The sequence below is a fragment of the Microbispora sp. NBRC 16548 genome, assembly GCF_030268985.1.
Classification (GTDB): domain Bacteria; phylum Actinomycetota; class Actinomycetes; order Streptosporangiales; family Streptosporangiaceae; genus Microbispora; species Microbispora catharanthi.
In genome coordinates this window covers 175,599-200,012 of the sequence record NZ_BSSF01000016.1, presented here as the reverse complement: position 1 = coordinate 200,012, position 24,414 = coordinate 175,599, and the positions used below count along the sequence as shown (strand labels likewise).

The window sequence follows — 24,414 nt, the reverse complement described above, 5'->3', positions numbered from 1 at the left end:
GGTGATGGCCATGACCGGCCCCTTTCAACGTCTTTGCTCTCTTGTGACACCTCAAGGAAACCGCGGGCAGCGGGTGCGCCACAGGAGTCGTACGGCACGCTCCGGTCGTCTCGAAGTCCCGTGATCGCGGGACTTTCGGTCCAAGCCCGGCAGATGGGCTTTCGCGGTCGAGCCCTACCGGGCTGCGGCCCGAACGACGCTACTCACCGACTGAAGCGTCAGAGCCCGACGTGTCGGCCAGATCGTCCCGCGTCGAGCGACACGGTCGAGGGCGGCGGGCTCATTTCCTGGTCGAGTCGCCGGTGCCGATGACGGCCCGGCTACTGCGGAGGAACGAGGCGGCGACGGTCGCCGGCTGGTCGAGGTATCCGGCGACCATGGCGCCATCGCGGATCAGCATCAGGTCGTCGGCGACGTCTCCGGAATTCGTGAGACCGAGCGGGGCGACGAGCTGTTCGAACGTCGTCTTGTTCCAGCGGCGATGCGCGTCGACGGCCTTACGGATCGGGCTGTCCGGGTCAGGGTATTCGGCGGCGGCGTTGATGAAGGGACAGCCGCGGAAGCCGGGCGCGCAGGCGATGATCCCGATCGCCTCGGAGATCGCCCGCAGGGTTGCATCGACATCGCCGTCGCCCTGCTTGATCGCCTCACCGATGCCGTCCCGCTCGAGTGCGGCGCGGCGTTCGAGGTAAGCGACGACGAGGTCGTCCTTGCTCTTGAAGTGTCGGTAGAACGTCACCTTCGTCGTACTGGCGAGGTCGATGACCTTGTCGACGCTCACCGCGCGGAGCCCGTGCGCGTAGAACAGCTCGGTCGCCGCCTCAAGGAGGCGCTCACGCATGGGGCTGTTCATGCTCGAGATCATACGCGTCCCTCCTCTTCGCCCCTTGCGCCGGACCTCACCGCCGAGCTACTGTCAGCCCGGTAGAGTTACTAGTCATTCTACCTATGTCCCCCTACCGAAAAGAGATAGAGAATGACCACCGCCACTGATGTGAAAGCCAGCGGCACTGCCGCCGCGTTGCGGAACCTCTACCTGGTGCGATTCGGATTCGCCCTCATCTGGGCGGTCCTGCTGTTCCTGACCGGACCAGGTTCTGGCCCAGTGAGCGTGGCACTGCTCGTGATCTACCCGCTGTTCGACGTCGCCGCCGCCATCGTCGATCTGCGCTCCTCGAAAACCGCGCGCCCCGCCGCAGCCCTGTACGTCAACCTGGCCCTCAGCCTGCTCGCCGCCATCGGCCTTGCCGCCACGGCCGCCTCAGGCGTGCCCGCGGTGCTGCGCGTCTGGGGCGCTTGGGCGATCACCGCCGGAATCGTGCAGCTCATCGTGGCCGTCGGCCGCCGCAGGCTTGGCGGTCAATGGGCGATGATCCTCAGCGGGGCGATCTCCACGATCGCCGGGACGGGGTTCATCCTCCAGGCCGGTACGCCGACCGCATCGCTGACAAGCCTCGCCGGGTACGCGACCGTCGGCGGCGTCTTCTTCCTCATCTCCGCCCTGCGTCTGCACCGCACCGCGAAGAGCACCTGAACCCCGTTCCGTTGCCGGAACCGTCAGCCGCTGAACACGGTGTCCCCTGAGCAGGCGCTGCGCTGCGCATCGGCGAGTGAGCCAGACCTGGGAGCGGCGTCGCGGCGGTCACCGGCGTCCGTGAGTGGAGCAGGACACGGCCACATGGGCGACCACAGGCTCGCCGCGAACGGCCCGATACGCCTCACGGGCGGTGGCGCGGATGCGTTCCGGACATGTGGAGGCGGTGAGGCGGACGGACACGTAGACGTGCGCCATGCCGTCCACCTCCGCCAGGCGGACGTCGTCCACCACGTCGGTGAACGCCTCGTGCAGGGCCTCCCGCACCGCGAGCCGCGCGAGCGGATCCGTGGCCTGGTCGCGGTGCTCTTCGTCCTCCTGGTGCCGGGGGATCGGACGGGGTTGCCTGCTCAGGATCGTCATGACCCAACCGTCCCGCCGGCCGCCCCTGCGCGTGGAGGGCCGAAGGTCCCCGTATCTCCCGACGGTCGTCGGCTTCCGATAGGCGGCACGAGTCGGACGCCGGTGACGCCGTGCACGCGGCGACCTCGGCGTGCACGCGCTCCAGCAGAGCCCGGTCCGGCGGGGACCGAAGTCCATTCCCGGCGCATGCGACGGCACATCCGATGCGGGGGATACCGGCGATTCGGGTGATACGGGATGGTCTTCTGGGTAACGACTGAAGGACCAAAGTCCCTGACGTCCCCGCCGGTCCCAACGGAAAGGTGAGGCGGAAAGATCCTCTTCCCCCGGAGGAACGGAATGACAGTCGGCACGGCAGCCGTCCACGAGACGCGAAAGGGCGGCCGGACGACCGCGTTGATTCTGGCCACGGCGGGGTTCGCGGTGAACTTCTGGGCGTGGGCGCTGCTCAGCCCGCTCAGCTCGACCTACAAGGAGATGCTCCGGCTGACGCCGTTCGAGGCGTCGGTCCTGGTCGCGATCCCGGTCATCGTCGGGTCGCTCGGCCGGATCGTGCTCGGTGCGCTGACCGACCGGTACGGCGGGCGGCTGATGTTCGCGGTGGCGAGCATGCTCGGCGTGGTCCCGGTGGTCTTCCTCGCCTTCGCCGGGAGGCGCCCGGCACCCGTCGCGCGACCGAGCCTTTCCTCGCCAGGTTCCTGGCCGCGGGGCGGTTGCGCGTGACCCGGGAACTGGCCGCGATGTACGCGCTGACCTTCGGCGGATTCCTGCCGCCGATCGTCATGGGCCTCATCTACCAGGCCACCGGTTCGTACGCGATCGGGCTCATGCTGCTGGCGGCCGTCGCGGCGGCGGCGCTCGTCTACTGCTGGTTCGTGCTGCGGTCTCCCAGGATCGCCCGTCTGACCCAGGAAGAGGGAATCTGATGTCGAGGATCGACGGGCCGATCAGCGACGCCCTGCTCGGGCTGGGACGTCACCTGCGCCGCGGCGAGGTGTCGCCGGACCTGCGCACGCTCCACCAGGTCGGCGGGCGGCAGGGCGACGTGTTCTACCGGGACCGGTGGAGCCACGACAAGGTGGTGCGCTCGACGCACGGGGTGAACTGCACCGGGTCGTGCTCGTGGAAGGTGTACGTCAAGGACGGCATCATCACGTGGGAGGCCCAGCAGACCGACTACCCCAGCGTCGGGGACGACCGGCCCGAATACGAGCCGCGCGGCTGTCCGCGCGGCGCGGCCTTCTCCTGGTACACCTACTCGCCGACGCGGGTGCGCTACCCGTACGCCAGGGGCGTGCTGGTGGAGATGTACCGCGAGGCGAAGGCACGGCTGGGCGACCCGGTGGCGGCCTGGGCGGAGATCACGACCGATCCCGTCAAGCGCCGCCGCTACCAGGAGGTCCGGGGCAGGGGCGGTCTCGTCCGCGTCTCCTGGGACGAGGCCGCCGAGATCGTCGCCGCCGCGCACGTGCACACGATCAAGGCGTACGGGCCCGACCGGATCGCGGGTTTCTCTCCGATCCCGGCCATGTCGATGGTCTCCCACGCCGTGGGCGCGCGGTTCGTCTCGCTGCTCGGCGGCACGATGCTGTCGTTCTACGACTGGTACGCCGACCTGCCGGTGGCCTCGCCGCAGGTGTTCGGCGACCAGACCGACGTGCCGGAGTCGGCGGACTGGTGGGACGCCTCCTACCTGATGCTGTGGGGATCCAACGTCCCGGTCACCCGCACCCCCGACGCCCACTACATGGCCGAGGCCCGCTATCGGGGGCAGAAGGTCGTCGTCATGGCCCCCGACTACAACGACGCGGCCAAGTTCGCCGACGAGTGGCTGTCCCCGCACCCCGGCACGGACGGCGCTCTGGCCATGGCGATGGGCCACGTGATCCTCCGGGAGTTCTTCGTCGAGCGCCAGACCCCCCGCTTCCTCGACTACGTGAAGCGCTACACCGACCTGCCCTTCCTCGTGCGGCTGCGCGAGCACGACGGGGCGTACGTGCCGGACAAGTTCCTCACCTCGGCCGACCTGGGCGAGGAGGGTGAGGAAGCCGCCTTCAAGACCGTCCTGCTCGACTCCCGCGACGGCGAACCGGTGGTGCCGGGCGGCTCGCTCGGCTTCCGGTTCTCCGCCGAGGGCGAGGGCCGCTGGAACCTCGACCTCGGCGAGGTGGACCCGGTGCTCACCCTGGCGGACCAGGGGGAGGCGGCAGAGGTGGCGCTGCCCCGGTTCGACGACAGGTTCGACGACCCGGGCGCGGGAGTGATGCGCCGCGGGGTGCCCGCCCGCCGCGTCGGCGGCCACCTGGTGACCACGGTCTTCGACCTGATGCTCGCGCAGTACGGCGTGGCCCGCGACGGGCTGCCGGGGGAGTGGCCGTCCGGCTACGACGACCCGGCGCAGCCGTACACCCCCGCCTGGCAGGAGGCGATCACCTCGGTGCCGGCGGACGCGGCGGCGCGCATCGCGCGGGAGTTCGCCCGCAACGCGGAGGAGTCCGGCGGCCGCTCGATGATCATCCTCGGGGCGGGGACCAACCACTGGTTCCACTCCGACACGATGTACCGGGCGTTCCTCGCGCTGGTCACGCTGACCGGCTGCCAGGGCGTCAACGGCGGAGGCTGGGCGCACTACGTCGGGCAGGAGAAGTGCCGCCCGGTCACCGGCTGGGCGCAGATGGCCTCCGGCCTGGACTGGTCCCGCCCGCCCCGACAGATGATCGGCACGGCCTACTGGTATCTGCACACCGATCAGTGGCGCTACGACGAGCACACCGCCGACGTGGTGGCCTCGCCGCTCGGCGGCGGCTTCACCGGTCGCACCAGCGCCGACCTGCTCGCCCAGTCGGCGCGCCTGGGCTGGATGCCGTCCTATCCCACCTTCGACCGCAACCCGCTCGACCTGGCCGACGAGGCCGAGCGCGCCGGCCGGGAGACCGGCCCGTACGTGGTGGAGCAGGTGCGCGCTGGCCGCCTCGGCTTCGCCTGCGAGGACCCCGACGCGCCGGAGAACTGGCCGCGGGTGCTCACCGTGTGGCGGGCCAACCTGCTCGGCTCCTCCGCGAAGGGCAACGAGTTCTTCCTGCGGCACCTGCTCGGCGCCTCCGACGCGGTGCGGGCGGAGGAGAACGGTCAGGACCGGCGGCCCGGCGACGTGACCTGGCGGGACGAGGCGCCCCGGGGCAAGCTCGACCTGCTGCTGTCGCTGGACTTCCGGATGACCTCGACCACGTTGTTCTCCGACATCGTGCTCCCCGCGGCCACCTGGTATGAGAAGCACGACCTGTCGTCCACCGACATGCACCCGTTCGTGCACGCGTTCACCCCGGCCATCGACCCGCCGTGGCAGACGCGCACCGACTTCGCCGCCTTCCACGCCATCGCCCGGGCGTTCAGCGCGCTGGCGCGCGCCCATCTCGGCGTACGCCGGGACGTCGTCGCCGTGCCGCTGCTGCACGACACGCCCGACGAGATGGCCAGCCCGCACGGACGGGTGCGCGACTGGCGGCAGACCGGCGAGGAGCCGGTGCCCGGCCGTACGTTCCCCAAGATCGTGGTGGTGGAGCGGGACTACGGCGCGATCGCCGACAAGCTGGCCGCGCTCGGCCCGCTCGCCGAGCGCCTGGGCGCCACGACCAAGGGCGTCACGTTCGACGTCGCGGCGGAGGTCGAACGGCTGGGCAGGGTGAACGGGACCGTGCGCGGGGGAGCGGCCGACGGCCGGCCCTCCGTGGCGACCGACGTCGCAATGTGCGAGACGATCCTCGCGTTGTCCGGCACCACCAACGGCCGGTTGGCGGCCCAGGGGTTCGCGACCCTGGCCCGCCGCACCGGCACCGACCTCGGCGGCCTTGCCGACGAGCACCGGCGGATCACCTTCGCCGACACGCAGTCACGCCCGACACCGGTGATCACGTCGCCGGAGTGGTCGGGCAGCGAGACCGGGGGCCGCCGCTACTCCGCCTTCACCATCAACGTCGAGCACCGCAAGCCCTGGCACACCCTCACCGGCCGCCAGCACTTCTACCTCGACCACGACTGGATGCAGGAGGCCGGCGAGGCGCTGCCCGTGTATCGGCCGCCGCTCAACACCGCCGCCGTCGCCGCGGGGCCCGGCGGCGAGGAGGGCATCGTGGTGCGTTACCTCACCCCGCATTCCAAGTGGTCGATCCATTCGGAGTATCAGGACAACCTGCTGATGCTGACGCTGTCGCGGGGCGGACCGACCATCTGGATGAGCCCGGCCGACGCGGCGCGGGCGGGCATCCGCGACAACGACTGGGTCGAGGCGGTCAACCGCAACGGCGTGGTCGTCGCGCGGGCCGTGGTCTCCCACCGCATGCCCGCCGGGACCGTCTACATGTACCACGCCCAGGAGCGCGTGGTGGACGTGCCGAAGAGCGAGACCTCCGGTCGCCGCGGGGGCATCCACAACAGCCTCACCCGCCTGCTGATCAAACCCACCCACCTGATCGGCGGGTACGCGCAGCTCAGCTTCGCGTTCAACTATCTCGGGCCGACGGGTCACCAGCGCGACGAGGTAACGGTGATCCGCCGCCGCGCCCAGGAGGTGGACTACTGATGCGCGAGCGAACGCCAACGAGGAGCGGTGAGCGAGCCATGAGTGCGGAGCGAACCCGACGCAGTGAGCGGAGTGGTCGGCCGAGGCGCTGTTGGATGGGCGCGCCTCCGGCACGACAGGCCGCCCGCGTAGCGAACGAGGAGCGGTGAGCGACTGATGACACGCGTGATGGCTCAGCTGGCGATGGTGATGAACCTCGACAAGTGCATCGGCTGCCACACCTGCTCGGTCACCTGCAAGCAGGCGTGGACCAACCGGGCCGGCACCGAGTACGTCTGGTTCAACAACGTCGAGACCCGGCCCGGCCAGGGCTACCCCCGCACCTACGAGGACCAGGACAAGTGGAAGGGCGGCTGGGAGCTCAACCGGCGGGGCCGGCTCCAGCTCAAAGCCGGCGGGCGGCTGAAGAAGCTGCTGACCATCTTCGCCAACCCCCTCATGCCGTCCATCGGCGACTACTACGAGCCCTGGACCTACGACTACGACCGCCTGTTCTCCGCGCCGGTCACCGAGGACACCCCGGTCGCCCGGCCCCGCTCGCTCATCACCGGCGAACCGACGAAGATCAAATGGAGCGCCAACTGGGACGACGACCTCGCCGGCGCGCCCGAGCTGGCCCCCGCGGACCCCGTGCTGCGCAAGGTGTCCGACCAGGTCAAGCTCGAGTTCGAGCGGGCCTTCATGTTCTACCTGCCGCGCATCTGCGAGCACTGCCTCAACCCGTCGTGCGTGGCCTCCTGCCCCTCCGGCGCCATGTACAAGCGCTCCGAGGACGGCATCGTGCTGGTCGACCAGGACCGCTGCCGGGGCTGGCGGATGTGCGTCACCGGCTGCCCGTACAAGAAGGTGTACTTCAACCACCGCACCGGCAAGGCCGAGAAGTGCACCTTCTGCTATCCGAGGGTCGAGGTCGGCATCCCGACGGTGTGCTCGGAGACCTGCGTCGGCCGGCTGCGCTACATCGGGCTGATCCTCTACGACGCCGACCGCGTCGCCGAGGCCGCCTCGGTCAAGGACGAGAAGGCGCTGTTCGAGGCGCAGAAGAGCGTCATGCTCGACCCGCACGACCCCGAGGTGATCGCCGCCGCGCGGGCGTCCGGCATCCCGGAGGACTGGCTGGAGGCGGCCGGGAACTCCCCGATCCACAAGCTGATCTTCGACTACGGCGTGGCGCTGCCGCTGCATCCGGAGTATCGGACCATGCCGATGGTCTGGTACATCCCGCCTCTGTCGCCCGTGGTCGACGTGCTGCGCGAGACCGGTCACGACGGCGAGCGGGCCGGCAACCTGTTCGGCGCCATCGACGCGCTGCGCATCCCGATCGGCTACCTGGCCGAGCTGTTCTCCGCCGGCGACCCCGAGCCCGTACGCGCGGTGCTGCGCCGCCTGGCCGCCATGCGGTCGTACATGCGGGGGATCAACCTCGCGGGGGAGCGCGACGAGTCGATCCCCGCCGCGGTGGGTCTCAGGGGCGACCAGATCGAGGAGATGTACCGGCTGCTGGCCATCGCCCCCTACGGCGAGCGGTACGTCATCCCCAAGGCGCACGCCGAGCAGGGCGCCCGGCTGGAGGAGCTCGCCACCGAGTGCAGCCTCGACTACGAGGGCGGCCCCGGCATGGGCGGCCCGTTCGGTGAGGCGTCGGGCCCGCCCGCGCCGGTCGCCGTGGAGAACTTCCACGCGCTGAAGGAACGGCAGGCCACCGACGACCTGGGCCGGGCGGACGAGCTGCGCGGCCGGGTCAACCTACTCAACTGGGACGGCAAGGGCACCCCGGACGGGCTGTTCCCCAAGCGGAAGGACAAGTCGTGAGCGACCGCGCGGTGCACCTGGCTGCCTCGGTGCTGCTGTCCTATCCGGACGAGCGGCTGGCCGGGGCGCTGCCGCTGCTGAAGGCCACGGTGGCGGAGCTGGAGCCGGGCGAGCCGGCCAGGCGGCTGGCCGCCTTCCTCGACCACGTGGCCGCCACCCCAATGGCGGAGCTGGCCGAGCACTACGTGGCGACGTTCGACCTCAAGCGCCGCTGCTGCCCCTATCTGACCTACTACACCTACGGCGACACCCGGCGGCGCGGGATGGCCCTGCTGCGCTTCAAGCAGGCGTACCAGGCGGCGGGGTTCGAGGTCACCGGGGAGCTGCCCGACCACCTGGGCGTCGTGTGCGAGCTGTCCGGGCGCGGCGCCACCCATGTGGCGCTGCGGCTGCTGCGCGAGCACCGCGCCGGTCTCGAGACGCTGCTGCGTGCCCTGCGCGAGGAGAAGTCGCCGTACGCCGGCGTCGTCGCCGCGGTGCTGGCGACGCTGCCCCCGCCGACCGAGCGGGAGCGCCGTGCCGCCCTGCGGCTGGCCGAAGAGGGACCACCGGCCGAGGAGGTCGGCCTCGAACCCTACGGTCTCGAGCCCTACGGCTTCGGACCCCACAGCCCGGAACCCCACAGCCCGGAACCCCACGGCCTCGGCCCGTACGGCGGCGGGGCGCCCGACGCGGTCCCCGCGCCCTTCGGCGGCGGGCGGCAGGGAGGTCCACGGTGAACGCCCTCGACGTGACGCTGTGGGTGGTCGCCCCCTATGTGGCGCTGACGGTCTTCGTCCTGGGCCACATCTGGCGCTACCGCTACGACAAGTTCGGCTGGACGACCCGCTCCTCCCAGATGTACGAGTCCAGGCTGCTGCGGATCGGCAGCCCGCTGTTCCACTTCGGCATCCTGGTCGTGCTCCTCGGCCACATCGGCGGCCTGGTGATCCCCAAGAACTGGACCGAGGCCGCGGGGGTGAGCGAGCACGCCTACCATCTCACCGCGGTCGTGCTCGGCACGGTCGCCGGCGTCTGCACCGTCGCGGGCCTGGCCATCCTGATCTACCGCCGCCGCACGGTCGGCCCGGTCTTCACCGCCACCACCCGCAACGACAAGCTGATGTACGCGCTGCTCGCCCTGACGATCGCGCTCGGGCTGGCGGCGACGGTCGTCGCCAACGTCCTCGGCGGCGGCTACGACTACCGCACCACCATCTCGCCGTGGTTCCGGTCGGTCTTCTACCTCCAGCCCGAGGGGGACCTGATGGCGGCCGCGCCGATCCTGTTCAAGCTGCACGCGCTCAGCGCGATGGTCCTGTTCGCCGTCTGGCCGTTCACCCGGCTGGTGCACATGCTGACCGCCCCGGTCGGATACCTGACCCGCCCGTACATCGTCTACCGCAGCCGGGACGACCGCGCCGGGTCGCGCCCGCCCCGCCGCGGCTGGGAGCCCGCGGGCCGCCCCTGACAGCTCAGGAAGATCCCCTCAGGAAAGTCGAGGCGGGCAGGTCGACCGGCACCGGGTAGACGATGGTCGAACGGCCCTCGCCGCCCAGTTCGAGCAGGGTCTGCAGATAGCGCAGTTGGATGGCGGCCGGGTCGGCCGACAGGATCCGCGCGGCGTCGCGCAGGTTCTGCGCGGCCTGGACCTCGCCCTCCGCGTTGATGACTTTGGCGCGGCGTTCGCGTTCGGCCTCGGCCTGACGGGCGATGGCGCGCTGCATCGCCTCCGGAATCTCGACGTCCTTGATCTCGACCAGGTCGACCTTCACGCCCCAGGGCTCGGTCTGCTCGTCGAGGACCTTCTGCAGGCTCTCACCGAGCCGGTCGCGTTCGGCGAGCAGGGCGTCGAGGTCGTGGCGGCCGAGCACGGAGCGCAGGCTCGTCTGGGCGAGCTGGGAGGTCGCGACCGCGTGGTTCTCCACCTCGTTGACCGACCGCACCGGGTCCACGACCTTGAAGTAGGCGACCGCGTTGACCCGGACGGGGACGTTGTCCCTGGTGATCGCCTCCTGCGGCGGGATGGTGAGGGCGATGGTCCGCAGGTCGACGCGGACCATCCGGTCGGCCAGCGGGACCAGGACCACGAGCCCGGGCCCTCGCAGGGGCAGCAGCCGGCCGAGCCGGAACACGACCGCCCGTTCGTACTCGCGCAGCACCCGCACTCCTGCCAGGGCGCCCGCCAGGAGAAGGGCCGCCACGGCGGTCGCCCAGATCATCACTCCGACCTCCAGACGGTGGTGTACCGGTCGCGTTTCGTCGCCTTCTTCTCGGGCTCGGGGAAGGGGCCGGGAAAGCCGGCGGGGGTCGCGCGCAGGTGGCCGGTCAGCCACCATCCCGTCACGGCGGTGGCCGCGAGTGCGGCGGCGGCCAGGGCGAGATCGGGCCAGGCGGGGTGACGCACCGCCTCGATGAGCGTCAGCGTGGCGGCCAGGACGACCAGCACGAGGGCGAGCCCGCGATGGAAGCGCCCCGCCTCGGAGTGCGGCCAGGGCCGCAGCGCCCGGACGATCTCGCGCCCGTGGCGCGAGGGAGTGCAGTCGGGCTTGCTGGGGCAGGCGTTGCAGACCGAGGGCCTGGCCCGGTAGAGCCGGTGGTGCCGGTCCTGGCCGACGGGCCAGAGCAACTGGTCTGCCGGGCACACCCAGGCGTCGTGCTCGGGCCGATAGGTGAAGCCCCCGGTGTGGTGGCGTTCGGATCGCCGGGCGACGTGGCGGGCCAGGCGGTCCAGCCCGGCGGCGGCGACGAGCAGCCCGGCCGCGTAGCCGTACGCCAGGACCGCCTCCGTGGTGAAGGGACCGGTCATGCGGTGTCCACCGGCTCCCGGATGTCCGACAGCCGGGGCGCGGGAGTGAGCCCGGTGGCCGGGTCGGCCGCCGCCCGGCGGCCCCGGTGGCGTACGCCGAGCCAGGCGATCCAGCAGAAGGGCAGCACGCCGCCGACGATGAACAGCGCGTCGCCGGGCAGCCGCAGCCACTCCAGCAGGGTGTTGGTGCGGCCGGTGAGGTAGCCCAGCGAGCGCGCCTCGAAGTAGCCGGAGGCCACCGACTCGTGGAGTTGCAGGAGCCCGAGCGGCAGCAGGGTGGCGAAGCACATCCAGGCCAGGCCGATGTTGAGGGACCAGAAGGAGACCCTGGCCCACTTCTCCGGCCACCGGTCGGCGGGGATCAGGTAGCGCAGCGCGAACAGGCCCAGGGCGATGGCGAGCATGCCGTAGACGCCCATCATCGAGGCGTGCGCGTGGTTGGCGGTCAGGCCGGTGCCGATCTCGTAGTAGGAGACGATCGGGAGGTTGATCAGGAAGCCGAAGACGCCGGCGCCGAGGAAGTTCCAGAACCCGACGGCGACCAGGAACATCACGGCCCAGCGGTGCGGGAACGGGGTGCGCGACCCCATGTGCTGGCGTGCCCCCAGCTGCACGAACGCCCACGCCTCCACGGTCAGGAAGGTCAGCGGCACGACCTCCATCGCGGAGAAGAACGCGCCCAGCGCGAGATGCTCCACGGGTGTGCCGCTGAAGTACAGGTGGTGCATGGTGCCGATCACGCCGCCGGCCGAGTACAGAATGATGTCCAGATAGATCACCACGAGGGCGACCCGTTCCCGCACCACGCCGAGCTGGACGAACATGTAGGCGACCATGGCGGTGGTGAACAGTTCGAGGAAGTCCTCCACCCACAGGTGCACCACCCAGAACCGCCAGAAGTCGGTGACGGCGAAGGTGTCGCCCGGGCGGGCCAGCAGCCCGACCGCGTAGACACCGGGGATCGCCAGGCCCGACAGGAAGAACATCCAGGGCAGGTTGCCGCGGCTGTCCCTCGCGAGGGTCGTCCGGAGCACCCGCCACATCATCACCGCCCACAGCACCATGCCGGAGGCCAGCAGGATCTGCCAGACGCGGGGGAGGTCGAGCCATTCGAACTGCTGGCTGCCCCAGAAGTTGCCCGGCCGGACGAACCCGTGGATGCTCAGCCCCTCCGCGACGAGGGAGCCGAACGCCACGACGGCCAGGGCCGCCAGGAGCGTCCAGGCGAGCCTCCCCTGCCCGCGCGGCTCGGTTCCGGCCATGAGCGGAGCCAGGAAGATGCCGGCCGCGAGGAAGGCGGCCACCACCCAGAACAGCGACAGTTGCAGGTGCCAGGTGCGGGCCAGGTTGAAGGGCAGCAACTCGGCCAGGTTGAGGCCGAAGAAGCTCGTGAGATCGGCCCGATAGTGCTCCGTCGCACCGCCCAGCAGCACCTGGGCGAGGAAGAGCAGCGCGACGACGAGGAAGAAGAACGCGGTGACCCGCTGCGCGGGCGTGAGCGCCACCTGATCGGGGGAGCGGAAGTCGATGGCCTCCGCCTGACGGCCTCGCCAGCCCAGATGGCCGCCCCATCGGCCGACCGCTCCGAACAGCGCCCCGATGCCGACCAGCAGGGCGACCAGCGACACCACGCTCCACAGCACGGTGTCGGCGGTGGGCGCGTTGCCCACCAGCGGCTCGGCGGGCCAGTTGTTGGTGTAGGAGTAGACCGCGCCGGGGCGTTCGGCCGAGGCGATCCAGGCCGTCCAGGACAGGAACGCGGTCAGCTGACGGACCTGCCGCGGGTCGGTGATCGCGTGCGGGCGCAGCCCCTTGTCGGTGCGGGGGTCGGCGAAGTAGTCGCGATAGTGCCCGACGAGAGCGGTGAAGGCGTCCGCCTGTGCCCGCGTGTAGGTGAGCACCCCCGAACGGGGATCGTAGCGATTGGCGCGGAACTCCTGCCTGACCTGCTCACCGGCCCGGTCGCCGCCGCCGCGGGCCCGGAGGGCGGCGGTGGCGGCGCGGCGCAGGTAGTCGGCCGTGTAGTCCGGCCCGAGGTAGCCCCCGTGCCCGAGCACCGACCCGTACTGCATCAGTCCGTTGGCCAGGAAGACCTTCTGACCGTCGGCGACGTCGCGGCCGGTGTACAACTCCTGCCCTGACTCGCTCACCACGAGCCGCGGCACGGGCGCCCCCGCGGTGTACGTGCGGAAGGCGAGCACCCCCATGACGAAGAACCCGAACACCGCCACCAGCGCCGCCGCCTGGATCCAGTGCCTCGAGACCAGAACTTCTCTGCGCGTCCCCGCCCCTGGCACCATCGATCACCGATCTCGATCAGGAAGGGGAGAGTGTTCCTACTCCTATCGGGCGCCGGCCGTACCGGTCGAGAAGACACGCGGCGGCGGGTGTGACCGGGGCCGCGGCGGCACGAGACGGAACCCGGCGAAGCCTGTACGTCGTCACCATCGGCTCCGGTTCCCGACGCCCATCCCGATCGTGATGTCGATCAGCTCTCGCCCTCATCGAGCACGTCCGCGAGGCGTGGGTATCGGTTGGCTCAGCATCCCCGCCCTCGTCGCAAGCGTCGCAACGAGAGACTCAGCGGTGCGGCGCTGCCCGTGCGGGAACTCGGCCTGCTCCGGCAAGCCGAACCGGGCGGCCCCGCCAGACGCGTCGCCCAGAACGTGAGGGGGCCGTCGGGCTATCGACACCGATCACCCGTCTGGTCTTGGCGGCACCGGATCCCCGTAGCACGATCGGGGCATGCGGTCTCCGGCTGGCGGGAGGTCTGGATGGCGACCGTCCTGCTCCCCGGCGATCCGCGCAGGCTCGGCGGCTACTGGCTGGCCGGGCGCCTGGGCGAGGGCGGGCAGGGCGTCGTGTACGAGGCCTACGACGAGGCCGGCCGCCGGGTGGCCGTCAAGGTCCTCCGCCCGGCGGGCGGGCCGGGCGACGCGCGGGCGAGGGCGCGCTTCGCCAAGGAGGTCGCCGCCGCGCGGCAGGTCGCGCCCTTCTGCACGGCCAGGGTCATCGCCGCCGACCTGGAGGGCCCCCAGCCGTACATCGTGAGCGAGTTCGTCGCCGGGCCGAGCCTGCGCGCGGCGGTCGCGCAGGACGGGCCGTACGGACCGGGGGAGCTGCACCGTCTCGCCACGGGCATCGCGACGGCGCTGGCCGCCATCCACGGGGCGTCGGTGGTCCACCGCGACCTCAAACCGGACAACGTGCTGATCGGCCCCGAAGGCCCGCGGGTCATCGACTTCGGCATCGCGCGGACCGCCGACATGTCGCTGACGACGACCGGGCACGTCGCCGGCACACCGGCCTTCATGGCTCCGGAAAGCGTGCTCGGGGCGCGGGCGGGCCCTGCCGTCGACATCTGGGCCTGGGGAGCCGTGACGCTGTTCGCCGCCACCGGCCGGGAGCCGTTCGGCGAGGGGGCCGCCCGTCTGCCCGTACCCGGCGGCGGTCCGGGCGCGGCGGGGCAGGCGCTGACCGGGGTGGCGGCCCTGCTGCACCGCATCCTGGCGGCCGAACCGGACCTGGCGGCGCTGGGGGAGCCGCTGCGCGGCCTGGTGGCCCGCGCGCTCGACAAGGACCCGGAGGCCAGACCGGACGCGGACACCCTCCTCGCGACGCTGCTCGGGCACCCGTCGCCGCGAGGCGAGGCGCTGCTCGCGGAGGGCACCCGTACGGCCGAGGGTCTCGGGCCTTCCAGGGCCGTAGCGCCGCCCTCCCTCGCGGCCGTGGCCGAGGAGGTGTACGGCGCGCTCGTCCCGGCCGACCAGGCGCTGGTGCCGCGGATCCTGCTGCGCATGGTCGCGCCGGGGGAGGGCAACGACGACCTTCCCCGGCCGGTGCCAGAGCACGAGCTCCTCGACGGTGTGGTCGACCGGGAGACGGCCGGCCGGGTGCTGTCGGGCTTCGCCCGCGCCGACCTCGTCGTCCGGGAGGGCGAGACGGTCGCGCTCGCCGCGACCGCCCTGCTGCGCGCCTGGCCACGGCTGCGCGGGTGGGTCGACGCGGATCGGGCGGGCCTGCGGGTGCAGCGGCCGCTGACCGAGGCCGCCCGGACGTGGGACCTGCACGGGCGGCGTCCCGGCGACCTCTACCAGGGGACGGCGCTGGAGACGGCGCTCGGCTGGGCGGCGACCGCGCGCCATCACGTCACGCTGAACACGCTCGAGAAGGCGTTCCTCGACGCGTCCCGGGCCCTCGGCCAGGTCCGCGCCCGGCGGCGCCGCCGCCTCACCGCCGCGCTCGCCGTGCTCGTGGCCGTCGCGGCGACCTCGGCCGGGCTGGCCCTCAACCTGAAGTCGTCCGCCGAGCGGCAGCGGGACGTGGCCGTGGCCCGGCGGCTCGCCGCCCTGGCCGAGACCTCGCGCTCGTCCGATCCCACCCGGGCGATGGCGCTGAGCGTGGCCGCCTGGCGGCTGGCCGGGGTGCCCGAGGCGCGGGCGGCCCTCTACAGCTCGCTCGCCCAGCCGCTGCGGCGGATCGACCCGCCCCCGCCCGTCACCGCCGGAGCCCGGTTCGACCTGAGCGGGGACGGCCGGCTGCTCGCCGTCGCCGACGCCGGCCGGGCGGTCCTGTGGGAGGTGGCCGCCCACCGCGTGGCCGGGGGCGCCGAGGGGATCGGACCGGACCCCGACGCCGTCGCGCTCAGCCCCGACGGCCGCCGCCTCGCGGTCTCCGACGGCGGCCGTCTGCGCGTGTGGGACCTGTCCACCGGCCGTCCGCTCGGGCCGGCGTTCGGGAACGGCGCACTGGAGATGACGTTCGGCCCGGACGGCCGGCGCCTCGCCGTGCTCGCGCCCGGTCATCGGGGCCAGGTCTGGGACGCCCTTCGCGGTGTCGCACTCCTCGACGTGCGCGACGAGCGGGCCGAGGGGGTCGTGGTCTCCGCGCGGCACGCGGCCGTGCTGCTGGACGACGGCCGGTATCGGTTGTACGAGCCGGTCGCGGGGCGTGCGCACGGCCCGCGGCGCCTTCCCGCCCCCGCGGGCGGCAGGGGGGACGCCGTCGCCTTCAGCCCCGACGGCCGCACGATCGCGGTCGGTCACGGCGGGAACGTCGGCTTCTGGGACCTGTCCACCGGCCGCCGCCGCGCCACCGTCCTGGAGGGCGCCTCCGCCGTGTGGCTCGCGTACGGCGACGGCGGCAGGCTCGTCCTGACCTTCGACCGCACCGGCGCCGGCCTGTGGAGCGCGGACGGCGGTGGCCTGCTGGCCTACTCCACACCGGGGGACACCACCGGCATGCCGGACATCAGGGTCGCCACCGGCGCGGCGGGCGGCCCGGTGCTGCGCTACCTGCTGAGCGGCGGCAGGGTCGCCACGGTGGACGCCGGGGCGGGAGCCCGCTCCACGGCGGTGTCCCCGTCGGCGGTCGCCGCCGCCTTCGCCCCGGGCGCACGGGCGCTCGCCGTCTCGCCGGACGGGAAAGGGCCGCTCTTGTGGGATCCGGCCAGGGACATCCGCCTCGGGCCGCCGCTCGGCGGCACACCGGCCGGGGCGCTCGCCTTCCCCGACGTCCACACGCTCGCCTCCGTTCCCGCGGGCGAGGCGGCGGGCGAGGCCGCGACGGTGAGCCTCTGGAGCGTGCCGGACGGCCGCCCGCTTCGCCGCGTCCCGGTCGCGGGCGCCGGCTCGGTGGGCGGGCTGGCGGTCGGGGGCGGAGTCCTCGCCGTGGCACCCGTCGCGGAGGACTACGAGCCGGTCCGGGTGTGGGACCTCGCCCGCGGCGCGGAGATTCCCGTCCCGCGCCGCAGCGGATGGGACGTCATGGCGGTCAGCCCGGACGGCCGGGTCCTCGCGATCGGCGGGCGGGACGCCGCCCTGGTCGACCTGGCCACCGGAACGGTCACCGGCCGTCCATTCGGGCCCGTCCTCGACGGGGTGCGGTCGATCGCGTTCAGCCCCGGCGGCTCGGTGATCGCCACCGGCTTCCACGAGGCCGGCGTGGGCCTGTGGGACGCCCGCACGCTGCGGCGTACGGGGACGCTCGCGCCCGAGGAGGGACGGTTCGACGACGTCGTGGCGCTCGCCTACTCGCCCGACGGGCGGCTGATCGCCACCGGCGGCACGAGCGGGGAGGTCCGCCTGTGGGACGCCGGCACGCGGTCGCCGCTGGGCCTGCCGTACGCCGTCCACACCGGCCGGGTGCTCGCGCTCGCCTTCGACGCGGACGGGCGGTACCTCTACAGCGCCGGGGAGGACGGGACGCTGCGGCGCTACACGATCGACCCGGAACGGGCCGCCGCCGAGGTGTGCGCGCGGGCGGGCGGCGCCCTGGGAGATGACGATTGGCGGCGCCTCGTGCCGGAGGCGCCCTACCGGAAGGTGTGCTGAGCGACATGACGATCATCCACCACCTGCTCGCGCGGCTCCTGCGAAGGCCCGGCCGCGACGGCGCCCCCGTGGAGACCGAGCCCGTGGAGACCGAGCCGGTGGAGATCGAGTCGGTCGAGGTCGATCCCGACCCCGTCCCGATCGGCGGCGAGGACCAGGTCGTGGCGAGCTTCGAGGTGGTCACCAGCGGGCCGTCCGCCGAGGTGAAGGGCGACCTGGTGGCCCCGGACGGGTCCCACACCGGACTGCGCTTCGAGCGCGAGGAGCGCACGACCTTCGAGGAGCGGTGGCGGGCCGGGCACGCGTTCGGCCGGGACGCGGCGACGGGGACCTGGCGCGTCGTGGTCGGCGCCGGTGGCGTCACCGAGGAGCGGGAGTTCGAGGTCCAGGCCGGGGAGGGGCTGCGGCCGTCGAGGATCGACGGCTTCGAGCTGTCCCCGGATCCGGTCGACGAGGGGGATCGGCTGACCCTCTCAGGCCGCCTGGAGACGGTGACCGGGAAGGACGATTGGGGCGGTCTTCCCGGCCGGACGGTCGCCCTGCTGTTCCGGCCCGACGACATGCTCGCCCGCAGGGAGGTGGCGCGGGTCGTCACCGGCAGGTCGGGCCGGTTCGACGCGACGGTGACGGCGACCGAGTCCGGGTTCTGGTCGGCGGAGTTCCGCAGGGCCGCGGAGGACCGCGTGCGCTCGACCGCCGCGAGGAGCGCCGAGGTCCATTCGGCGGTGAACGCCGCCGGGGCGCAAACCAGGATCACCTATTCGGCGAGCCCCAAGAGCGGCAGACGGAACAGGAAGGCGACCCATATCGGCACATTGTTCGTCCGGGTGCAGCCCGCAGGGCAGCCCGCCCGGTGGGATCCGCTGCCCCAGCAGCGCGTCCGCCTCTGGTTCGACCCGTCGGGCTCGGGCGCCGACGCCGTGCAGGGGTCGGCGACGACGGGTTCCGACGGCAGGTTCACCCTGCGGAAGAAGGTGCCGTCGACGGGCGACTGGCAGGTTCGCTTCGAGTCGCAGGCGCCGTCGCAGCGCCGGTCGTGCAAGTCACCGGTCCGCAGGCTCACCGCGACCTGAGCCGCCCATACCGGCAGCGTCTCGCGACCAGGACGCCCGCGAGCGCCCGCCGGCCAGCGCGGATCCCCGGGCGCTGGCCGCTTTTCGAGCTCGGGGCGGGTCGGTGTGCCCGTGCACGGGTACACCGACCTTTCGCATGTCGGCGACTTTCGAGGGCTCCGGCGTCGAGATCGTCTCGATACGCGAGACATGGTTGCTAAACCGACAATGCATGTAGGAAATTAAGGATATGTCCGATCTGTCGCCCTGACTGTCCGCCGCGTGGTCGACTACATGCGCGTGACCAGCAACCGCTGTCGCTGACGGCCGTCGCGTCACCGCACCACCACATCACCGCGGCGCACGGCAGCCGCACGTCCCACCGGGCCGGTCCCATCCGGCTCCCGGCACCCTTCCCCCACCCGACCGAGGCTCGCGCCCGCTGACACGTCCGTCCGACGACGGGCTGACCTCGGCCGATTTCCCCTGCCCTGCGGCTTCCGCCTGATCGGGGCGACCACTACTCCGTGACACCGGAGAGGCCCGGACCGTACACGGCTGCCCGGCCTCCGACACGAAAGATGGCACATGTCTGGTTCTACGTCTTCGCTTCGGCATGCGACCGCGGACATCGAGGAACTGCGCGAGCGGTTCCGCCCGGTCTTCGAGAAGATCGTCGAGGGCAACCTGGAGCGCGAGAAGGGGCGAATCTTCCCCCACGAGCAGGTCAGATGGCTGATCGACGCGCGCTTCGGGGCGGTCCGCATCCCCCGCGAGTTCGGCGGGTTCGGCGCGTCGCTGTGGCAGACCTTCGACCTTCTGCGTGAGCTCGGCGCCGCCGACCCGAACGTCGCCCACGTGTGGCGCAACCACCTGGCGTTCGTGGAGGACCGGCTGAACGCCCCGCGTTCGACGGCGACGGACACCTGGATCGAGAGGTTCCTCAACGGCGAGTTCGTCGGCGGCGGGTGGACCGAGGCCAACAACGGGACGTACGCCAACATCCAGACGAAGCTCGTCCCCGAGGGCGACCACTGGCTACTGAGCGGCGCGAAGTACTACGCCACCGGCAGCCTGTACGCCGACTGGCTGGACGTGCTCGCCGTCAACCCCGACGGTGTGCCCACCACGGCGCTGGTGAAGGCGGACCAGCCCGGCGTGAGCCTGGTGGACGACTGGAGGGGATTCGGCCAGAAGACCACGGCGAGCGGCAGCGCGAACTACTCGCGGGCCCGGGTGGACGGCGACCACCTCTTCCCCGCCACCGACCGCTTCGCCTACCAGGGGCTCTTCTACCAGACCGCGCTGCTGGCGATCCTCGCCGGCATCACCGAGGCGACGCTGCGCGACGGCATCGCGGCGCTGAAGGCCCGCAAGCGCAACTACGGGCACGGTCTCGCCCAGAACGCCGGCGACGATCCCCAGTTGCTGCAGGTCGTCGGCAAGGTGTCGGCCGACGCGTTCGGCGCGCAGGCCGCGCTGTCGGCCTCGACCCCCACGCTGGACGAGATCGCCCACGCCCGCATCGCCGGCGACGAGGAGGCGGTGAAGCGGGCGCTTCTCGACGGGCACGTCGCCACCACACGCGCCCAACTGGTGATCATCGATGCGGCGCTGCGGGCCACGACCGTCGTGTTCGACGCCCTGGGCTCCTCCGGTGTCTCCGAGGACCTGCTGCTCGACCGGCACTGGCGCAACGCCCGCACCCTCGCCTCGCACAACCCGCGTGTCTACAAGGAACGCATCCTGGGCGACTGGCACGTGAACGACGCCGACCCGGCCAAGGTCTACGCGATCTCCGCCGGTCAGAGCGAGTAGACGGAAGGGTCATCGATGTCCGACGTACGCACGGGTCACGTCATCCTCGGGGTCAACGTCCTGGTGCTGGGCTACCTGCCGGCCGCGTGGCAGTCAGACCTCCTCCACAAGGACTCCTTCGTCGACGGCGACTACTGGAAGACGATCGGCCGGGTGGCCGAGCGGGCCACCCTGGACGCCGTCTTCCTGGCCGACGCGCCGGCGCTCGGGAATCCGTCCTACGACGCCAACGCCGGCCGCCTGGAGCCGACGGTCAACTGGAGCCACGTCGCCGTGGCGACCGAGCGCGTCGGCCTGATCGCCACCGCCTCGACCACCCTGAACGATCCCTTCGACCTGGCCCAGCGACTGCTGTCCCTCGACTACCTGTCCGGCGGGCGGGCCGGATGGAACATCGTCACGACGCGCGACGCGTCGGCCGCCCGCAACTTCGGCCTCCCGGAGATCCCCGCACGGGACGACAGGTACGACCGGGCGGCGGAGTTCGTCGAGCTCGTCCTCGCGCTGTGGGAGTCGGCGCGGACCGGTGAGGAGGTGCGCCACCACGGCGAGTTCTTCGACCTCGACGGGAGGCTGCGCGTTCCCCCCTCGAGGCAGGGGCACCCGGTGCTGCTCCAGGCCGGCGGCTCGCCCAAGGGGCGGGCGCTCGCCGGCAGGCGGGCCGAAGGGGTGTTCGCCGCCGAGCTCACCAAGGAGGGGGCGATCACGCACTACCGCGAGGTGAAGCGGCACGCGGCCGAGGCGGGCCGCCACCCGGACTCCGTCAAGATCCTGCCCGGGCTCCTGCTCAGCCTCGGCAGCACCGAGGAGGAGGCCCGGCGCCGCAGTGACGACCTCCACGACCTCGGCCCGGCGTCCTACTCGGTCCAGTGGCTCTCGCAGGCGATCGGATACGACGTCTCGACGCTCAATCTCGACGCGAAGTTCCCCGAAGAGGTCCTGGCCGCGATCGTCGACCCCGCCTCCGCCGGAGGCAGCATCGGCTTCCGGCAGTCCATTCACGAGCAGATCCGGGCGACCGATCCCACCGTACGCGAGTACCTGCGGCAGACCAGGTACACCGGGTCGGGGCACAGCGGGTTCGTCGGCACGCCGGAGCAGCTCGTGGACCACATCGAGGACTGGTATCGGTCCGGCGCGGTCGACGGGTTCAACCTCCAGCCCGACGTCCTCGCCGACGGCCTCGAAGTGATCGCCGACGAGGTCGTCCCGCTCCTGCGCAAGCGCGGCCTCTTCCGGCACGAATACACGACCGACACTCTCCGCGGGCACTTCAGGGCCGCCTCGGCCTGAGCCCCGCCGGCTCTTGACCACATGCCGGCACTCGACCACATCGGCACATCACCAGAGAGACCCGCACATGGGTGACAGCACCACCACAGAAACCTCCACCTACCTGGCCATCGGGCTCGGGGGAGACCACCTGGCCGCGTTGATCGCGGATCCCGGGCCGGCGTCCCGGCTCGACGGCACGGGGGCGGCGTTCGTCGTCGCCGGCATCGACAGGATCGACGGCTCGGCGCCCGCCGGCGTGACCGTGGAGCCCACGGTCGCCGCCGCTTTCCTCGCCACGCACGCCCCGGGAACCGCGTTCCTGGCGGCGGCCGCCCCGCACCGGGACCACCCGTACAACCTGGCGCGCCGGGTCGCCTCCCTCGACCACCTGTCCGGAGGCAGATCCGGCCTGATCCTCGGCGTCCGCGACGGGTATGCGCCCGGGGACACCGCGTGGGGAGGCGCCGGGCTCACCGACGGCGCGCCCCTGGGCGTCGGCACCACCCGCGACGTGGCCGTCGCCGTTCAGAAGCTCTGGCAGAGCTGGCCGCAGGAGTCGATCGTCGCCGACCGCGAGAGCCGGATCTTCGCGCGGGCCGAGCAGATCGCGCACGTCGACCACCGAGGGGTGTTCGACATCGCCGGGCCGCTCACCGTGCCGTCGACCGCGCAGGGCTCTCCCGTCCTGGCCTGGTACGCGGACTCCGTCCCCGCCGTGGCGGCGGCGGGGGAGGTGGCCGATCTGGTCGTGCTCGCCAGCGACGACCCGGACCTGCCCGGCCAGGACCTGATCGGTCAGGCCGTCGGCGCGCTCGACGCGGCCCCGTCGTCCCGGTTCGCCGAGGACGGCCGTCGTCCGCTGCTGTTCGTCCAGGTGACCGTCCCCGGCGGACACGACGCCGCCGCACTCGTGGCGGCGGTGGAGTCGGCGGCCGCCCGCGAGGGCGTGGACGGCATCCTCCTGCGGCCGGGCGTGGGCGCGGACGTCGCCGAGATCGTCGACGGCCTCGTCCCGCGCCTCGCCGACCTCGGGGTCGTGCGCGCGGCGGATGGGCCGACGCTGCGCGACCGCTTGGCCCTGCCGAAGCCCGCCCGTCTTCTCGCCGGCGCCCGCCCGGTCTTCCCGGCTCCGGAGCCTCAGCCCGCGCTCTAGACGGCGCTCGAAAGGAACGTCTTGAAAAACCTCATGAAATTCGTCAAGCACGCCCGGTCGGCGGTCGTGGGAGCGGTCGCACTCCTGACCGCCCTGACGCTGGCCGCCTGCGGCGGCGCGAACGGCGGAACCGCCGCCGGAGGGTCGCGGGGGAGCGGGACGCCCACGGCGGGAGGCACGCTCGTGAGCGGTCTGTATCTGGAGCCCCTCGCCCTCGACCCGCACCGGCAGGGCTACTGGGAGACCTACCGCGTCTCGAGCAACATCTTCGAGGGGCTGGTGAAGGAGGACCTGTCCGACGCGAAGGGGCCGACGAAGCTCCTCCCGGCCCTCGCCACGGACTGGAAGGCGTCCGACGGCGGCAAGAAGTGGATCTTCACCCTGCGCGGCGGCGTCAAGTTCCACGACGGCACGGACTTCACCGCGGAGTCCGTGGACAAGAACGTCCGCCGGGTCTCCGACCCCGCGTACAAGTTCTACGACAAGACGAGCGCGGCCAGGCTCGCGGCCTGGTTCGGCGACCTCGTGAAGGGCCGGGTCGTCGACGACCACACCTACGAGTTCGCGTTCTCCAAGCCCTTCCTGGGGTTCCCGAGGATCCTCGCCCAGTCGATGAGCACCCTCACCATCGGCAATCCGGCGACCTGGGAGAAGTACGGCAACGACGGGTTCGCCGACCACCCCAGCGGCACCGGGCCGTACACGTTCGTCTCCCGGACGATCGGCGACAGGATCGTCCTCAAGAGGAACCCGAACTACTGGGGCCCCAAGCCCAACCTGGACGAGCTCGTCTTCCGCGTCATCCCGAACAACCAGACGCGGCTGGCGACGCTGCTCAGCGGCGAGGCCGACATCATCAGCTACGTCCAGCCCGAAGACGTGAGCACGCTGGAGTCCCGGGGATTCCAGGTGCCGGAGGGGCACGGCGCGGCCTTCCTCTACTTCACGTTCAACTTCAAGAACAAGGCGTTCCAGGACAAGCGCGTACGGCAGGCGGTCATCCAGGGCATCGACCGCGACAAGCTCGCGAAGGAGGTCTACAACGGCAACGCGATCCCGCTGCACTCCCTGGAGCCGCCGGGCAACGAGGCCTACGACCCGGACGCGCGCGACTTCGACTACGACCCCGAGGCGGCCAGGGCCCTGCTGAAGGAGGCCGGTTACGGCGAGGGCGGGCTGAGCTTCACCATCGTCGCCGACGTCGCCAACCAGAACCTGGCCGAGTGGCTGCAGAGCCGGCTCAAGGGCATCGGGGTGAACGTCAAGGTCGTCACCCTCGACCGCCCGAGCTACGTGGCCCGCGCCTTCGGCAAGCCGGAGCCGGACGACGGCCTGAGCATCGACGAGTACGGCGGCAGCTACGCCGAATGGCTCTACCAGGTCTACTACACCAACATCGCGGTCAAGGGCCTCGTACCGGCGGACTTCCCCGAGATCACCAAGGCGCTGGACAAGGCGCGGTACGCCACGGACCAGGACAAGCGGATCGAGCTGTGGAAGGAGGCCGACAAGAAGGCGCGCGAAGCCGCGATCGCCATCCCCGCGGTGTCGCTGACCAGGTACTACGCCCTCGGCCCTAACGTGCAGGGCTTCGTCTACGCGGCCACCAACTGGTATGACCTGACCAAGGTCTGGCTGGCCGGCTGAG

At 71.9% G+C, this 24,414-nt stretch carries 18 protein-coding genes; 13 read left to right on the top strand and 5 right to left on the bottom strand.

Going from position 1 to position 24,414, the window contains the following annotated elements:
- Positions 1 to 280: 280 nt before the first annotated feature.
- Positions 281 to 853: a TetR/AcrR family transcriptional regulator gene (locus tag QSK36_RS35265; RefSeq protein ID WP_285785392.1), complete on the bottom strand. Its 573-nt coding sequence runs from the start codon at positions 851 to 853 to the stop codon at positions 281 to 283.
- 123 nt (positions 854 to 976) lie between these two features.
- Between QSK36_RS35265 and QSK36_RS35260 the strand changes: the two genes are divergently transcribed.
- A complete protein-coding gene (locus QSK36_RS35260; RefSeq protein ID WP_285785391.1) occupies positions 977 to 1,534 on the top strand; it encodes a hypothetical protein in 558 nt (185 codons plus the stop codon).
- A 108-nt stretch (positions 1,535 to 1,642) separates the two neighbouring features.
- Here the strand turns inward: QSK36_RS35260 and QSK36_RS35255 are convergent, their stop codons facing one another.
- Complete coding sequence (locus tag QSK36_RS35255; protein ID WP_183533226.1) at positions 1,643 to 1,957, bottom strand: hypothetical protein; 315 nt, start codon at positions 1,955 to 1,957, stop codon at positions 1,643 to 1,645.
- A gap of 339 nt (positions 1,958 to 2,296) precedes the next feature.
- Between QSK36_RS35255 and QSK36_RS35250 the strand changes: the two genes are divergently transcribed.
- The 6 genes from QSK36_RS35250 to narI all read left to right on the top strand — a co-directional run bounded on the left by QSK36_RS35250 (position 2,297) and on the right by narI (position 9,798).
- Positions 2,297 to 2,680 carry an MFS transporter gene (locus QSK36_RS35250; protein WP_352241465.1) on the top strand — a complete coding sequence of 128 codons (384 nt, stop codon included), beginning with the start codon at positions 2,297 to 2,299 and terminating at the stop codon, positions 2,678 to 2,680.
- Positions 2,677 to 2,883: a hypothetical protein gene (locus QSK36_RS35245; protein WP_221263171.1), complete on the top strand. Its 207-nt coding sequence runs from the start codon at positions 2,677 to 2,679 to the stop codon at positions 2,881 to 2,883. The genes QSK36_RS35250 and QSK36_RS35245 overlap by 4 nt, the downstream gene beginning before the upstream one ends.
- Positions 2,883 to 6,536, top strand: coding sequence for a nitrate reductase subunit alpha (locus QSK36_RS35240; RefSeq protein WP_285785390.1), 3,654 nt, complete (start codon positions 2,883 to 2,885; stop codon positions 6,534 to 6,536). The genes QSK36_RS35245 and QSK36_RS35240 overlap by 1 nt, the downstream gene beginning before the upstream one ends.
- Before the next feature lie 156 nt (positions 6,537 to 6,692).
- Positions 6,693 to 8,348: a nitrate reductase subunit beta gene (gene narH / locus QSK36_RS35235; RefSeq protein ID WP_285785389.1), complete on the top strand. Its 1,656-nt coding sequence runs from the start codon at positions 6,693 to 6,695 to the stop codon at positions 8,346 to 8,348.
- Positions 8,345 to 9,067 (top strand): nitrate reductase molybdenum cofactor assembly chaperone, encoded by a 723-nt coding sequence (gene narJ / locus QSK36_RS35230; RefSeq protein ID WP_285785388.1) that lies wholly within the window; start codon positions 8,345 to 8,347, stop codon positions 9,065 to 9,067. The genes narH and narJ overlap by 4 nt, the downstream gene beginning before the upstream one ends.
- Entirely contained in the window at positions 9,064 to 9,798 is a 735-nt protein-coding gene (gene narI, locus QSK36_RS35225; RefSeq protein ID WP_183533218.1) for a respiratory nitrate reductase subunit gamma, read from the top strand. Before narJ ends, narI begins: the two co-directional genes overlap by 4 nt.
- A gap of 4 nt (positions 9,799 to 9,802) precedes the next feature.
- Here the strand turns inward: narI and QSK36_RS35220 are convergent, their stop codons facing one another.
- Genes QSK36_RS35220 through QSK36_RS35210 form a run of 3 tightly spaced genes read right to left on the bottom strand, consistent with a single transcriptional unit; the run spans position 9,803 to position 13,436 of the window.
- Positions 9,803 to 10,549, bottom strand: coding sequence for a slipin family protein (locus tag QSK36_RS35220; RefSeq protein ID WP_139579129.1), 747 nt, complete (start codon positions 10,547 to 10,549; stop codon positions 9,803 to 9,805).
- Positions 10,549 to 11,136 (bottom strand): hypothetical protein, encoded by a 588-nt coding sequence (locus QSK36_RS35215; protein ID WP_183533216.1) that lies wholly within the window; start codon positions 11,134 to 11,136, stop codon positions 10,549 to 10,551. Before QSK36_RS35215 ends, QSK36_RS35220 begins: the two co-directional genes overlap by 1 nt.
- Entirely contained in the window at positions 11,133 to 13,436 is a 2,304-nt protein-coding gene (locus QSK36_RS35210; RefSeq protein WP_183533214.1) for a nitric-oxide reductase large subunit, read from the bottom strand. The genes QSK36_RS35215 and QSK36_RS35210 overlap by 4 nt, the downstream gene beginning before the upstream one ends.
- A 474-nt stretch (positions 13,437 to 13,910) precedes the next feature.
- Between QSK36_RS35210 and QSK36_RS35205 the strand changes: the two genes are divergently transcribed.
- The 6 genes from QSK36_RS35205 to QSK36_RS35180 all read left to right on the top strand — a co-directional run bounded on the left by QSK36_RS35205 (position 13,911) and on the right by QSK36_RS35180 (position 24,413).
- Positions 13,911 to 17,468, top strand: a complete 3,558-nt coding sequence (locus QSK36_RS35205; RefSeq protein ID WP_285785387.1) for a WD40 repeat domain-containing serine/threonine protein kinase — start codon at positions 13,911 to 13,913, stop codon at positions 17,466 to 17,468.
- A 5-nt stretch (positions 17,469 to 17,473) separates the two neighbouring features.
- Positions 17,474 to 18,541: a hypothetical protein gene (locus tag QSK36_RS35200; RefSeq protein WP_285785386.1), complete on the top strand. Its 1,068-nt coding sequence runs from the start codon at positions 17,474 to 17,476 to the stop codon at positions 18,539 to 18,541.
- 567 nt (positions 18,542 to 19,108) lie between these two features.
- Positions 19,109 to 20,338: an acyl-CoA dehydrogenase family protein gene (locus tag QSK36_RS35195; protein WP_285785385.1), complete on the top strand. Its 1,230-nt coding sequence runs from the start codon at positions 19,109 to 19,111 to the stop codon at positions 20,336 to 20,338.
- 15 nt (positions 20,339 to 20,353) lie between these two features.
- The gene (locus QSK36_RS35190; protein WP_285785384.1) at positions 20,354 to 21,631 is read left to right on the top strand and encodes an NtaA/DmoA family FMN-dependent monooxygenase; all 1,278 of its coding nucleotides are present in this window, start codon (positions 20,354 to 20,356) and stop codon (positions 21,629 to 21,631) included.
- A gap of 67 nt (positions 21,632 to 21,698) precedes the next feature.
- Positions 21,699 to 22,766, top strand: coding sequence for an LLM class flavin-dependent oxidoreductase (locus tag QSK36_RS35185; RefSeq protein WP_285785383.1), 1,068 nt, complete (start codon positions 21,699 to 21,701; stop codon positions 22,764 to 22,766).
- Between the two features lie 33 nt (positions 22,767 to 22,799).
- Positions 22,800 to 24,413, top strand: a complete 1,614-nt coding sequence (locus QSK36_RS35180; protein WP_285785382.1) for an ABC transporter substrate-binding protein — start codon at positions 22,800 to 22,802, stop codon at positions 24,411 to 24,413.
- Position 24,414: the final 1 nt, after the last annotated feature.